The following is a 12,362-nucleotide window of genomic DNA, read 5'->3' as shown; positions in this document are numbered from 1 at the left end:
CGGGGTTCAGCCGATGGCGGCGAAGAACTCCTTGCTGCCCTCCGGATCGGGCTTCATGGTCTTTTCGCCGGGGGTCCAGTTGGCCGGGCAGACCTCATCGGGGTTGGCCTGCACGTACTGGAAGGCCTGCAGCACGCGGAGGGTCTCCTCCACGTTGCGGCCCACGGGCAGGTTGTTGATGGTGGCGTGCATCACCACACCCTCGGGGTCGATGATGAACAGGCCGCGCAGGGCCACGCCGGCGTCGTCGAGGACGTTGTAGGCCGAAGCGATCTCCTTCTTGAGGTCGGAGACGAGGGGATAGGCGATGTCGCCGATGCCGCCCTCGTTGCGAGGGGTCTGAATCCAGGCCAGGTGGCTGAACTCACTGTCGACGGACACACCCAGCACCTCGGTGTTCTTGGAGGAGAAGGCGGCGTACTGGTCGCTGAAGGCGGTGATCTCCGTCGGGCAGACGAAGGTGAAGTCGAGCGGATAGAAGAACAGGACCACATACTTGCCGCGGTACTGGGAGAGGGTGATCTCCTTGAACTCCTGATCCACCACGGCGGTGGCCGTGAAGTCCGGGGCCTGTTGGCCAACGCGCAGGCAGCCGTTGCTGGTCATGTGACAAGACGGAGGGAGGAACGGTCAGCGGGTGCTCTTAAGCGAAGTCGTTCCGACTCCCGCTAACAGCGTCACAATCTATCACTCTTCTCTTGACGGGAGGGGTCGGTCCCTAGGTTGGTGCATTGGGATCGCTCATGGCCTGGGACCCCGCGCTGCTCAAGAAGTTCACCAGTGTCGGCCACTTCCGGCTTCTCAATCAGCTGCGCTCCGAGCTGAAGGACAACCCCCTGCCCAGGCGGGACGCCCGTTCGGGCCGCGGCCCCCAGGGACCGGCCGGCGGCACGGGGCGCTCGCGGCGCTCGCGTGGTTCCCGTCGCGCCGCCGCCGCACCGGAGCCCTCTCCCCAGAGCGAATCCCAGAGCTTCCGCGACCGACTCAACGCGATCGACATGCGCTGACGGCCATGGAGCCGTACCTCGACCTGAAGGCGGTGGAGGCCTACCTGGGAAGCCATCGCGTCTTCCGTGATCTGTCGCTGCAGCTGCATGCCGGCCAGCACACCGCCATCCTCGGCCCCAACGGGGCGGGCAAGAGCGCTCTGCTCAAGCTGCTGACCCGAGAGATCCATCCGGTCGTGCGCGCCGGTTCGCACCTGCGTCTGTTTGGGAGCGAGCGGGTCAACCTCTGGCAGCTGCGCTCACGCATCGGGCTCGTCTCGATGGATCTGCAGGCGACGACCCGGGGCCGGATCCGCGGCGCTGATGTGGTGCTCTCCGGCTTCTTCGGGTCCATGGGCATCGGTCCGTCCCAGCAGGTCACGCCGGAGCAGCGGCAGCGGGTGGGCCGGCTCATGGACGACCTCGGCCTGAGCGATCTGGCGGAGCGCCCCTACGGCCAGCTGTCCGACGGACAGCGCCGCCGGCTGCTGCTGGCCCGTGCCCTGGTGCACCAGCCGGAGGTGCTGGTTCTCGATGAGCCCTGCACTGCGCTCGATCTGCGGGCGCAGCATCAGTTTCTCGGCCTGTTGCGGCGGCTGGCCGCCAGAGGCACCACGCTGGTGATGGTCACCCACCGGGTGGATGCCCTGATCCCGGAGATCGAACGCTGCATCTTCCTGAAGGAGGGTGCGCTCATCGGGGATGGACCAACGGCGTCCATGCTGAGCAGCCGTGGCCTCAGCACTCTGTTCGGAACGCCGCTTCAGGTGTGTTCCGCCAATGGCTACTGGCAGGTGTTGCCGGCATGACGACCGACCACAATGGCTCGGGGGAGACTTGAACTCCCGACCTTGGGGTTATGAATCCCACGCTCTAACCAGCTGAGCTACCGAGCCGCGGTGAGTGGATCGTAGCGGAATGAGGGTCGCCCCCACCTGCAGGCCGCTCAGGCCCGCGACGGAAGCAGCTTGAGCGGATTGATGGCGCCGCGACCGGGGGGGATCACCTCAAAGTGCAGGTGGGGGCCGGTGCTGCGTCCGGTGCTGCCCATCAGTGAGATGCGCTGGCCCTGGGCCACGATCTGGCCCTTGCGCACCAGCATCTTGCTGTTGTGGGCGTACCGGGTGAGGGTGCCATCCGGGTGCCGCAGCTCCACCAGATAGCCGTAGCCCGAGGCCCAGCCGGCGTAATCCACCACTCCCTGCTGGGCGGCCACGATCGGGGTGCCGACGTTGTTGGCGATGTCGATGCCTTTGTGCATGCGGCCCCAGCGCCAGCCGTAGCCGGAGGTGAACACACCCTTGGTGGGCCAGATCCAGCTGGCCTGGAGCACCGGCTGGCTGGGCTTGGTCTGGAAGTCGGGAATCTCGGGCCAGCTGATGCCGCCGCTGGTGGTGGGCCGGATCGCCAGGGTCGTGCGGGCACGACCGAGGGCTCGGGCCTCAGGGGTCTGGACCCGGCCCAGAAGGGCACCCGCGGCGGCACCGGGATTGAGCACCGTGGCCGCCGCCGTCAGACGCTCGTCCTGCCTTGGGGCGGCGGGTTCCGGGGCGGTCCGTCGAAGCTGGGCCTCGTCGAGGGCGCCCACCTCGGCCACACGGTCCGCGCCCGAGGCCTCCAGTGCCACCCAGTCACCCGACTGGAAGCGATGGCTGAGGCTGACATCGTTCAGCTCCGAGAGCTGACTGGGCGAGGTGTCGAGGGCCGAGGCCAGGCCCGAGACGGTGATGGGGTCCACCACCCGGACCCAGATGCGGTTGTCGGGGTTCGGCAGGGCCGCCAGCAGGGTGGGCGCCGCGTCGGCTGCCTGCTCGGGGTCGGCCTGTCCGGGAGTGCCCGACCACAGCGCCAGCATCAGCAGCGGTGTGGCGCTGATGCTGGCCAGGAGCAGGTGAGGAGGCTGCATGCGGGCGGGAGAATGTGAAGAGATCCGAACAACCGTTCGAATCGCGCAGACCATAGCGATTGGTTCAACGTGATACAAGGCGTGGTGGACACTCGCCCCCGAGCTGGCACCGGGGGCTAGTCCAGTCGCCCATCCGTCTGCCGGAGAGCCTCGAACAGCCCGATCGCACAGGCCGAGGCCAGGTTGAAGCTGCGCACCCCGCCCCCCGCGTCGCATCCACCCGGCATGGGGATCGTCGTGCAGACATCCGCCTGCTGACGCACGGCCTCGGGCAGTCCGCGATCCTCCCGCCCGAAGAGCAGCCAGTCCCCGGCCTGAAAGCGCAGCCGGGTCAGGGGCACATCGCCATGGCGGCTGAAGGCCACTAACCGGCCGCCCAGCCTGGCGCGGATGGCTTCGAAGGCCTCCCAGTGTTCGTGCACGGTGAGGTCCACCCAGGGCCAGTAGTCGAGGCCGGCGCGGCGCAGATGGCGGTCCTCGAGGCTGAACCCCAACGGCTGCACCAGGTGCAGCGGCACCCGGAAGCCGGCGCAGCTGCGGGCCACGTTTCCGGTGTTGGGGGGGATCTGGGGTTCCAGCAGCACCACCCGTGGCCGAGCTCCCTCGGCCCTGTCTGCCGGCGTGCCGGCCCCGGCGGGCCACGGCACCCGCTCACCGATCCGGCTGAGGGGCAGCGCGCGCCCCCTCACCACCAGCCAGGACTCGTCCGCGATCTGCTCCAGCTGATCCTGGAGCCGGCCAAGGCGATCCCGGAACCGTCCGCCGATGGCCGTGGGTGGCACGACGCCCCACCCCACCTCCTCGCAGACGAGGATCACGGGCTGGGGTCGCCGCCGCAGCGCCTCCAGCAGTGCCCCGGCGCGCGCATTCCACTCGCTGTCCCCATCCTCCAGGTGATGGGCCAGCCAGGTTCCCAGGGAATCGATGAGCAGTGCCGGGCCGCTGTGGCAGAGCTCCAGGGCTCCCACCAGATCAGCGCCGGCCTCCACGCATGGCCAGGCTTCGGGGCGCCGGCGGCGATGCTCCTCCAGACGGGCCTGCCAGCCGGCATCTCCGGGACGCGGGTCCGATGTGGCCAGGTAGAGCACCGGCCGGCCGCTGCGGACGGCCAGCTCCTCGGCCCAGCGGCTCTTGCCGCTGCGGCTCGGGCCGCTGACCAGGCTGAGCACGCCTTAACCGCCTCCGTTCATGTTGCGCAGGGTGGCCACCGAGGAGGGGGAGACGCGGTTGAGGTAGCGGAAGATCCAGTACTTGAAGATGGTGGCCAGGATCACCGGGAAGGTGGCGATGAACAGGAGGATGAAGTTCTCCCGTGCCGGCAGCCCCAGATGGTGGGCGATCCCGTCGAGCAGAACCGTCCAGCCCTCGGGGCTGTGAAAGCCGACGAAGATGTCGGTGAACAGGATGATCGCGAAGGCCTTGGCGCTGTCGCTCAGGCCATAGACCGTCTCATCCAGAAAGCCCCGCAGGATGCGGATGTCCTCGCGTGAGACCAGACAGACGGCGATGAACGCCAGCAGGGCCGCTCCGTCGGCGAGCACGTTCTTGACGGCCTGGGTGCTCTGCCCGTCGGCCTCGTCCTTGAGTTCCGCCGCCTTCTCGGCCAGCTGAGCCTGCAGCACCTCCGCACTGGGAATCCCCTCACCCCGTAGCAGGGCGTCAAATTCGATTTCGGCCTTGAAGACCCGCAGCTTCTCCACCGCCTCCTCCTCGAGCTGCGGCTTGGTGTAGCTGAGGAAGGGCACCTCGGGCGCGAAGCGGTCGACCGCCGGCGCGATCACGTAGTTGCGGGTGACCTGCTGGGTGATCAGGGGCACGAGGATCAGCAGCAGCAGGACCCGCAGCGACACCAGCGTGGAATCCCGCCGGCGCCGGAACCCAGCCACCATGCTGGCCTCCGCATCGGGATCGAGCTGGCGCCGCAGCCGATCCACCACGCCCAGCAGGGAGCGGGGAAGGGGATCCGGTGCCCGCGTCATCGTCTGCGGCGCATTGCGCCGGCGTCCGTTGTAGCGGGAGGTCACCGCTTCGATCAGCTGCAGCTGTCGCAGCTCCTGGCCATCCAGCTGGCTGCGGCGGGATTCCAGGAAATCCAGGCAGTCGCGGGCGATCTTCAGGGCGGTGCGGAATTTGCGCAGCACCTGGTTCTGCACCGAGCGGGGCACGCTCAGCTCCAGATCCGGTCGCACCGGACGGTCGTTGTAGTACTCCAGCTCGATGCTCTGGATCAGAAGGGCCGCCTCGTAGCCCTTCTCCAGGTCGCTGCTGATCTCCAGGGAGTCGGCCTTGCCGAAAGCTCCCATCCAGTCCGTCAGTCCCATGGCTGGTGGCGGGTGCGGCTTCGCTGGTCAGCGGGAGAACACCCACCAGGTGGCCATCGGAACGATGGTTCCCACCACCAGCAGCACCACGACCCAGGTGAAGGCATTGCTCTCCTGCGTCTCCTCGCGGGTCGGGACGTTGGTCTTGACCAGCGTCTGCTCGACCACCTCCGGCGGGCCGGGGTCCTCACCACCACCCAGCACCGCACCCAGTCGCTCGATCGCCTCCACCGAAGCCTGCCGGTAGCGAGCGCCATCCCGCAGCGCCGGCGCCATGGTGTCGCGGGCCGTGCTGCGCAGGAGCGATGCCGGCAGCTGCCCGGCCAGATCGTCACTGACGGCCACGGCCGCCGACTTGTTCTGGCTGTCGATCAGCAGCAGCAGCAGGCCGGGCTGACCCAGACCGCCCGGTCCGGGCTCATCGGGCTGCCAGCGGTCGATCAGGTCGTTGGCAAGTCCCTTCGGGCTGAGCCCGTAATCCAGTCGCGGCACGGTCACCAGCCGGGCATCCACCCGGGCGCCGTCCGACAGCTCGCCAAGGGTGCGTTCCAGCTCCGAGGTGACCGCGCGGCTGAGCACGCCCGAGCTGTCGAGCACCCGCTCCTGGGGGAGCGAGGCGGGCAGATCGGCAGCGGAGAGCGCCCGGCCGGCGCCCGGGGCGGCCAACAGCATGAGCAGGCAGGCCCCGATCGTCAGCAGGGGGTGCCAGAAGGTTCGCGCCATCGCCCGATCCGCAGGGATGCCCGTCAGTCTGCCCCTCTCAGGCCAGGCTGTCGCGGTGCAGGGTGGCCACCACCTCACAGATGGTGCGCCCCTTCTCCTCCGGCAGGTCCACCAGGGCACACAGCCGCTCCAGGAACGCGGCCTCCTCGCTGGTGACCTCCCGGTCGCTGTGCACCAGCTCGGCGGCCACCGCCAGGGCCGTTTCCTGCTGATGGGGCTCCAGCACCGCCACGGCCTCACGGGCCAGGCTGTCGCAGTCGCTCTGGCGCAGCTTGCCGAGCAGCCCGTCGAAGAGGGCCACCATCGCCGTCTCGCTCTGGTCCTTGTAGGGGGTGCGGTGTTCGAGGGCGGTGCGCAGAGCATGGGCTTCCTCGCGTCCGAGGGCACCGTCGCAGGCCACGGCGGCCAGGGACAGCGCCGCGAACGCCTCGGCTTGATTCATGGGGGGATCGGGTCTCCTGGTCGTATTGCAGCAACGGCCCCGCGATCGCGCAGCATGGGCGGCGTTTGCCAGCCCTCCGGCGTGCCCTCTCCCGCCCGCATCTGTCTCGGCACGGGGGTGCTCGGCCTGCTGCTGGTGGTGGCCAATCAGTGGCAGGCCAGTGCCGCCAGTCCACCCCTCACCCGCGCCGGCACCCTGGCGGCCCTGATGGCGGTGGGGTTGATGCTGGTGGCCGTGCTCTGGACCCGCGCCGTGCCGCTCGCTGCGGAGCGTGCCGCTCTTCAGGGGCGCGAGGGGATCGACCTGGCCGAATCCCTGCCGGCAGCGCTGCGCCAGGAGCTGGGCTGGGGCAGCCAGATGCTTCTGACCGGGACCCCTGCTGCCGTGGTCCTGCTCTGGTGGGATGGACGGCCTCTGCTGCGGCGCGGACTGCTGGCCGAGACCGGCTTCGAGCCCGGGCCCATCTGCGAGCGCTGCCGTGACAGCGGCCGCCGGGTGTCGCTGGTGAATCTGGCCCTGTATCCCGGGCGCGGCGAGTTCGATGCCCTGCTGCCGGGAGTGCCGGCGGTGATGGTGGAGCCGATCGGTCAACGGGGCTGGCTCGTGCTCGGTGGCTGGTCCCCCCGCTGCTTCAGCCGCAGCGATGAGGTCTGGCTCCACGGCTGGGCCTGCAAGCTCAGAAGTCCACTGGAGGCGCTGAACGCGGCTGATCTCTCCCCCCGGGCTCCTCTCCCTCCGTCACCGTGAGCTCCGAGAGCACCCGGCCCCCCGGCGTGCTGAAGGTGGCCCGGCCGTCATCACCCATGCGCCCTTCGAGCCGCTGGGCGCGGGTCACCTGGTCGTTGGCATCGCGCCGGAGCTCCACGGCTCCCTCGGCGAGAAGCCGGTTCTTTTCCCAGTCCCAGCGGCAGCGCTCGGCCCGGAGGCGCTCGCCCGGCTGGCTCAGATCGCAGTCGCTCTCGACGATCACGAGGGTCTTGCTCTCCTCGATCCGGTAGCCCCGCCCCTGGATCGAGATGGCGCCGATCTGTGACCGGAAGGAGTTCGGACTGGTCAGCTCACGCTCGGTGAAGCGCCAGCGCGCCTGACCGCCATCCATCCAGGCCTCCTCCGCCGGGTCCTCCACCCGCACGGGTGCCATCAGATCAATGTAGCCCTCGCGGCTGTTGCCGGACAGGGCGCTGGCCACCAGCGTCTGGGGTTCCGTCTCCTCCTCCCGCCTGCGCTCACCGTTCACCGGCCCCTTGGCGGTGAGGGCACCGCTCTCGAGGTTCCACCGCACCTCTCCGGTGCGGATGTCGATCACCGCATCTCCGGTGTCCGCATCGATCGGGGGGGCCGACTCCTCGCGATCGGGCCAGTGCTCCAGGCGGGCCTCGCCGATGAGCTGGAGCATCTGCTCGTCGACCTGGAAGCGCGCCCGTGTCGCGCGCAGGCGCGATTGGCCGTCGATGGCCACCGGGTCCCGCTCGATCCGCATGCGCTCCTCTCCCGGTTCCCAGATCACTTCCGGGGCCAGGATCAGCAGGGGCTCATCCCCGAGCATCCGGATGCGCACGTCCCCGTTGAGGATCACTGTTTCGCCGTCGTTGATCACCGTGCCGCGCTGGGCGGAGATCCGGAAGCTGGGTCGGCCGTCGTTGTAGAGCGTGCCCTCCGGGTCCCGCGCCTCGGCCCGCCGCTCGTCGATCTCGTAGCGGGCTTCGGGGCTGCGCAGGTCCCAGGCGGGTCGGCCCTCCTCATCGTTCTGGCGCAGATCCAGCGACCGGAAGACGAAGGGCTCCGGCTCCGGAGCGGCCTCCGGTTCCATGCTGCAGCCGCCCATCAGCATGGCGCTGATGGCAGCCAGGGCCAGGGCCCGGCGCCGCCCCGAGGGGGCTCCGCTGCAGGTGGTACGTGTCACAGCGGGCTGTCCAGTTCGAGGCGTTGCATCACCGGCACGGGTTCCGGCAGGGGGCGAGCGGCCGGCAGCCTGCCCCAGTCGAGCTGATCCAGCCAGGTGCCGTGGCCGGCTTCGGCTTCCCCCAGCTGGGTCAGGATCCGGGCACTCAGCTCAGGCACGATCGGGTTCATCAGCAGCCCCGCCACACGCGTGGCCTCCAGAACGGCGTAGAGGTCCTCCCCCACCCGGTCGCGCTCCTGCTCCTGCTTGATCCGCTTCCACGGAGCTCTCTCATTGAGAAAGCCGTTGGCCTCGACCGCCAGCTCGACGATGGCCTCCGCGGCTGCCTTGAAGTCCGGCCGGTCGTAGGCCGCCAGGGTCTGCTCCCGGCAGCGGGCGGCCGCCCGGGCGAGGGGATGGGATGCGGCGAGGGCCTCGCCAGTCGGAGGTACGGAGGCCTCAAACCACTTGCGGGCCATGGACACGCTGCGGTTGAGCAGATTGCCGATCGTGTTCGCCAGGTCGTTGTTGATCAGGTCGGTGAAGCGCTGCTGCTGGAAGTCGCCGTCGTCGCCCAGGGCCACATCGCGGAGGAGGCCCCAGCGCACCGCGTCGCTGCCGCAGGCCTCGAGCAGCCGGTCCGGGTCCAGCACATTGCCCAGCGTCTTGCCCATCTTGCGGCCCTCCCGGGTGAGGAAGCCATGGCCGAACACCGATGCGGGGGGTTCCAGCCCCGCCGACAGCAGCATCGCCGGCCAGTAGACGGCGTGGAAGCGGAGGATGTCCTTCCCGATCACATGGAGCGAAGCCGGCCACCCCCTGGAGCAGGCCAGATCCAGATCCGCCGGATCGTCGGGCTCCAGCAGGGCCGTGATGTAGCCGAGCAGCGCATCGAACCAGACATAGAAGGTGTGCCCGTCGTGACCGGGCACGGGGATGCCCCAGGGCAGATGGATGCGCGAGATGGAGAAGTCCCTCAGGCCCTGGGCGACGAAGTTCTCCACCTCATGACGGCGAGCCGCCGGAGCGATGAAGCCGGGACGACGGATCAGCTCCTCGATCGCGCTCTGGTAGCGGGACAGACGAAAGAAGAGATTCTGTTCATCGCGCCATTCGAGCGAGCGGTGGTGGATGGGGCACTGCGGGTCCTCGGCCGCGTGCGCCACATCCTTGAACTCCTCGCAGGCGACGCAGTACCAGCCCTGCTGGCGGCCTTCCACCACATCGCCCGAGCGTTCGACCCGGCGGAAGAACTCCTGCACCACCTGCCGGTGGCGCGGATCCGTGGTGCGGATGAACCGGTCCAGCCCGATGTTCCAGTGCTGCCAGACCGAGCGGAAGCAGCCGCTGATCCGGTCGGTGTAGGCCTGGGGGCTCTCCCCGGCCGCCTCGGCGGTGCGCAGGATCTTCTGGCCGTGTTCGTCGCAGCCGCTGATGAAGATCACCTCCTCCCCCTTCAGCCGCCGGTAGCGGGCCAGCGCGTCGCAGATCAGGGTGGTGTAAACGCTGCCGAGATGGGGCCTGTCGTTGACGTAATAGAGGGGCGTCGTAAGGGTGTAGGTCATCGGCGGTGATCGTCTGGACGGCTGCGCCGCACATGCGAGCCCGCGCCGACGGCGGATCCTATCCGGCCGCTCCCGCTCCTCCTCCCCACCCCGCGCAGGCCATGTCCTCGCATTCCCCCGCTCTCTCCCAGGCCTGGCTCGGCTGCCTGCACGCTCTGGCCCTGGCCGATGGTGACTTCTCTCCGCAGGAACAGCAGCTGCTGGCGGACCAGCTGCGCGAGGAGCTCCCCGGGCTGAGCCTCGAGGATCTGGTGGCCCCGGACGATGCCGCCCTGAAGCAGGCCTTCGGCGGCGATGGCGAGGAGGCGGAGCAGTTCCTGCGCAGCGCCACGGTGGTGGCCCTCGCCGATGGGCACATCAGCGAACCGGAGCTGGCGCTGTTGCAGCATTGGTCCGAGGTGCTCGGTGTGGGCGGACACGTGCTCGACCATCTGGAGGCCTGTGGGCCGCACACCCATGCTCAGCCGCTGGATCGGCTGCGTCACTGGCTGGATGATTTCCAGCCGACCAATCCCCAGATGGCCCGCTTTCTGGTGAAGATGATTCCCTCCCAGTGTCCGTTCGAGCGGGACATCACCCTGTTCGGCCACAAGCTGGTGCACATCCCGCCGATGTGCAAGATCAACCCCCTCTATGACCAGCTGGTGGGCCTGCGCTTCCGTGCGCTCGAGCGGCTGGAGCAGGACGGCAGCGAGGGCAGCGGCGCCATGGACGCCCGGTGATGGCCATCGCCCAGGCCCATGTTCCCGTCGTGGTCTGGGGCGGCGGCACCGGTGGGGTGGCCGCCGCCCTTCAGGCCGCCCGGATGGGGGCCGCCACCTGCCTGCTCACACCGGGCTCCTGGCTCGGCGGCATGGTCAGTGCCGCGGGGGTCACCTGCCCCGACGGCAACGAACTGAGCTGCTGGCAGACCGGGCTCTGGGGCGCGTTCCTGCGGGCCCTGCGGCGGGCCGAACCCGAAGGACTCGACCACAACTGGGTCAGCTGCTTCGGCTACCGACCGGCCACCGCCGAGGCGATCCTCCGGCACTGGGTGCGGGCCGAGTCCAGGCTCGTCTGGATTCCGGGCTGCCGGCTCCTGGAGATCGGCCGCAGCGGCGACCGCCTCACCCGCCTCAGGGTGGCCACGCCGGAGGGGGAGCAGGGCCTCAGCTTCGACTGCCTCATCGATGGGAGCGACCGCGGTGACACCTTTCCCCTGGCCGGCGTGGCCCATCGCTGGGGCTGGGAACCGCACGAGGCGTGGCAGGAACCCAGCGCTCCTGCGGCGGCCGATCTGGCGCGGGATCCCTTTTTCGCCGCCCACCCGATCCAGTCGCCCACCTGGGTGGTGATGGGTCAGCTCACGGGCGTGGCCCCTCCCAGCGCGCCCCTGCTGCCGATGCCGGATCCCTTCGCCGGCAGCCTCGATCGCTTCGGGCTGGAACGCACCCTCACCTACGGCCGCCTGCCGGAGGGAATGGTGATGCTCAACTGGCCCCTGCAGGGCAACGACTGGGGCGACGGCCTGCAGCGGGCCTTTTCGGAGGATCCGGCGCAGGAGCAGGAGCTGGCCCTCGACATGCAGCGCCACAGCACCGCCTTCGCGGCAGCCCTCGAGGCCGCCTCGGGCGGCTGGGTGAGCCCCGCCGGCTGTTTCCCCGATCCCGAGCCCCGTCCGGGAGGTGTGCCGGAGGGTGTGCTGCACGGCCGCCACTGCCTGGCCCTGATGCCCTACTGGCGCGAAGGGCGCCGCCTGATCGGGCGCGAACTGCTCACCGAGCAGCAGCTGCTGCCGCAGGACGGTGGCTGTGCGATCGCTCCGCTGCCCCGCGACCGCGAGGGCCGCTGTTCGGCGGTGGCGGTGGGCAACTACGCCAACGACCACCACTACCCCGGTCGCGACTGGCCACTGGCCGCCAAGAGCTGCCGCTGGGGCGGGCGCTGGACCGGCACCCCCTTCACCGTTCCGCTCGGTGCACTCATCAGTGCAGAGGTGGGCAATCTGCTGGTGGCCGACAAGGCGATCAGCGTCTCTCACATCGCCAACGGTGCCACCCGCCTGCAGCCGCTGGTGATGAACATCGGCCAGGTGGCCGGTCTGGTGGCGGGCCTGTCGGTGAGCCTGGAGCAGGCGCCGGCCGACCTCGGTCCGGATCTGGTTCAGCGGGCGCTGATCGAGGATCCTCAGGCGCCGGCCGGCCCGTTCCCCCTGTGGCAGCTCTCCTGGCATGACCCACGCTGGCGGGAGTCCCAGCTGTCACTCATCGATCGGCCCGAGCGGCTGACCGAAGCCGGTCTGCTGGAGGACCTGCCCCAGGCCGATCCGGTGAAGGGAGAGTCCGAGCCGTTGGAGCGGCTGCTGCGCGGCCGGCTGCTGGGCTCGGTCTCCGAGGGCTATGCGCTGGAGACCAGCGATGGGCCCCTGCCGGTCATCACCCTGGAGCCGGGCCTGGACCACTGGTTGCGAGGCCTCGAGGCGCCGCGGCCTGTGGAACTGGTGGGCTGCCTCAATCCGGCGGGACCCTGGCTGCGGGCCTCGCGGCTGGTGGGGTGAG

13 protein-coding genes and 1 tRNA gene are annotated in these 12,362 nt (G+C 69.6%); 5 read left to right on the top strand and 9 right to left on the bottom strand.

Annotated features, from left to right (window positions below):
* Positions 1–6: 6 nt before the first annotated feature.
* Positions 7–606 carry a peroxiredoxin gene (locus EVJ50_RS05330; RefSeq protein ID WP_150882731.1) on the bottom strand — a complete coding sequence of 200 codons (600 nt, stop codon included), beginning with the start codon at positions 604–606 and terminating at the stop codon, positions 7–9.
* A gap of 137 nt (positions 607–743) precedes the next feature.
* On the opposite strand from EVJ50_RS05330, the gene EVJ50_RS05325 reads away from it, so the two are divergent.
* On the top strand, positions 744–1,007 hold the full coding sequence (locus EVJ50_RS05325) for a hypothetical protein (RefSeq protein ID WP_150882729.1): 264 nt from the start codon (positions 744–746) through the stop codon (positions 1,005–1,007).
* 5 nt (positions 1,008–1,012) lie between these two features.
* Positions 1,013–1,795, top strand: coding sequence for an ABC transporter ATP-binding protein (locus EVJ50_RS05320; RefSeq protein WP_150882727.1), 783 nt, complete (start codon positions 1,013–1,015; stop codon positions 1,793–1,795).
* Positions 1,796–1,808: 13 nt separating this feature from the next.
* Here EVJ50_RS05320 and EVJ50_RS05315 read toward each other — a convergent pair.
* From EVJ50_RS05315 to EVJ50_RS05285, 6 genes are all read right to left on the bottom strand, one after another.
* Positions 1,809–1,882 (bottom strand) — tRNA-Met (locus tag EVJ50_RS05315).
* Between the two features lie 50 nt (positions 1,883–1,932).
* Entirely contained in the window at positions 1,933–2,892 is a 960-nt protein-coding gene (locus EVJ50_RS05310) for a M23 family metallopeptidase (protein ID WP_150882725.1), read from the bottom strand.
* Positions 2,893–3,008: 116 nt separating this feature from the next.
* Complete coding sequence (gene cobU / locus EVJ50_RS15340; protein WP_370455605.1) at positions 3,009–4,061, bottom strand: bifunctional adenosylcobinamide kinase/adenosylcobinamide-phosphate guanylyltransferase; 1,053 nt, start codon at positions 4,059–4,061, stop codon at positions 3,009–3,011.
* A gap of 3 nt (positions 4,062–4,064) precedes the next feature.
* Positions 4,065–5,213, bottom strand: coding sequence for a proton extrusion protein PcxA (gene pxcA / locus EVJ50_RS05295; RefSeq protein ID WP_150882722.1), 1,149 nt, complete (start codon positions 5,211–5,213; stop codon positions 4,065–4,067).
* Between the two features lie 27 nt (positions 5,214–5,240).
* Positions 5,241–5,936, bottom strand: a complete 696-nt coding sequence (gene psb32 / locus EVJ50_RS05290) for a photosystem II repair protein Psb32 (protein ID WP_150882720.1) — start codon at positions 5,934–5,936, stop codon at positions 5,241–5,243.
* A gap of 37 nt (positions 5,937–5,973) precedes the next feature.
* Complete coding sequence (locus EVJ50_RS05285; RefSeq protein ID WP_150882718.1) at positions 5,974–6,378, bottom strand: tellurite resistance TerB family protein; 405 nt, start codon at positions 6,376–6,378, stop codon at positions 5,974–5,976.
* Between the two features lie 81 nt (positions 6,379–6,459).
* On the opposite strand from EVJ50_RS05285, the gene EVJ50_RS05280 reads away from it, so the two are divergent.
* Positions 6,460–7,125 (top strand): cofactor assembly of complex C subunit B, encoded by a 666-nt coding sequence (locus tag EVJ50_RS05280; RefSeq protein ID WP_191964876.1) that lies wholly within the window; start codon positions 6,460–6,462, stop codon positions 7,123–7,125.
* On the opposite strand, the gene lptC is transcribed toward EVJ50_RS05280, so the two are convergent.
* Together lptC and metG are read right to left on the bottom strand one after the other, a co-directional pair.
* On the bottom strand, positions 7,055–8,281 hold the full coding sequence (gene lptC / locus EVJ50_RS05275; RefSeq protein WP_150882714.1) for an LPS export ABC transporter periplasmic protein LptC: 1,227 nt from the start codon (positions 8,279–8,281) through the stop codon (positions 7,055–7,057). The genes EVJ50_RS05280 and lptC overlap by 71 nt on opposite strands.
* Positions 8,278–9,825 carry a methionine--tRNA ligase gene (gene metG / locus EVJ50_RS05270; RefSeq protein ID WP_150882712.1) on the bottom strand — a complete coding sequence of 516 codons (1,548 nt, stop codon included), beginning with the start codon at positions 9,823–9,825 and terminating at the stop codon, positions 8,278–8,280. The genes lptC and metG overlap by 4 nt, the downstream gene beginning before the upstream one ends.
* 101 nt (positions 9,826–9,926) lie before the next feature.
* Here metG and EVJ50_RS05265 point away from each other — a divergent pair, with 101 nt between their 5' ends.
* A complete protein-coding gene (locus tag EVJ50_RS05265) occupies positions 9,927–10,547 on the top strand; it encodes a Mo-dependent nitrogenase C-terminal domain-containing protein (RefSeq protein ID WP_150882710.1) in 621 nt (206 codons plus the stop codon).
* Entirely contained in the window at positions 10,547–12,361 is a 1,815-nt protein-coding gene (locus tag EVJ50_RS05260; protein WP_150882708.1) for an FAD-dependent oxidoreductase, read from the top strand. The genes EVJ50_RS05265 and EVJ50_RS05260 overlap by 1 nt, the downstream gene beginning before the upstream one ends.
* Position 12,362 lies beyond the last annotated feature (1 nt).

It is taken from the genome of Synechococcus sp. RSCCF101, assembly GCF_008807075.1.
GTDB lineage: Bacteria > Cyanobacteriota > Cyanobacteriia > PCC-6307 > Cyanobiaceae > RSCCF101.
The sequence above is the reverse complement of the archived record's forward strand: the minus strand, read 5'-3'. Positions and strand labels throughout refer to the sequence as shown.

What these genes read in the sequence shown, in the direction of transcription:
- EVJ50_RS05330 (WP_150882731.1), bottom strand. Translation starts at nt 606, where the DNA reads ATGACCAGCAACGGCTGCCTGCGCGTTGGCCAACAGGCCCCGGACTTC.
- EVJ50_RS05325 (WP_150882729.1), top strand. Translation starts at nt 744, where the DNA reads ATGGCCTGGGACCCCGCGCTGCTCAAGAAGTTCACCAGTGTCGGCCAC.
- EVJ50_RS05320 (WP_150882727.1), top strand. Translation starts at nt 1,013, where the DNA reads ATGGAGCCGTACCTCGACCTGAAGGCGGTGGAGGCCTACCTGGGAAGC.
- EVJ50_RS05310 (WP_150882725.1), bottom strand. Translation starts at nt 2,892, where the DNA reads ATGCAGCCTCCTCACCTGCTCCTGGCCAGCATCAGCGCCACACCGCTG.
- pxcA (WP_150882722.1), bottom strand. Translation starts at nt 5,213, where the DNA reads ATGGGACTGACGGACTGGATGGGAGCTTTCGGCAAGGCCGACTCCCTG.
- psb32 (WP_150882720.1), bottom strand. Translation starts at nt 5,936, where the DNA reads ATGGCGCGAACCTTCTGGCACCCCCTGCTGACGATCGGGGCCTGCCTG.
- EVJ50_RS05285 (WP_150882718.1), bottom strand. Translation starts at nt 6,378, where the DNA reads ATGAATCAAGCCGAGGCGTTCGCGGCGCTGTCCCTGGCCGCCGTGGCC.
- metG (WP_150882712.1), bottom strand. Translation starts at nt 9,825, where the DNA reads ATGACCTACACCCTTACGACGCCCCTCTATTACGTCAACGACAGGCCC.
- EVJ50_RS05265 (WP_150882710.1), top strand. Translation starts at nt 9,927, where the DNA reads ATGTCCTCGCATTCCCCCGCTCTCTCCCAGGCCTGGCTCGGCTGCCTG.
- EVJ50_RS05260 (WP_150882708.1), top strand. Translation starts at nt 10,547, where the DNA reads ATGGCCATCGCCCAGGCCCATGTTCCCGTCGTGGTCTGGGGCGGCGGC.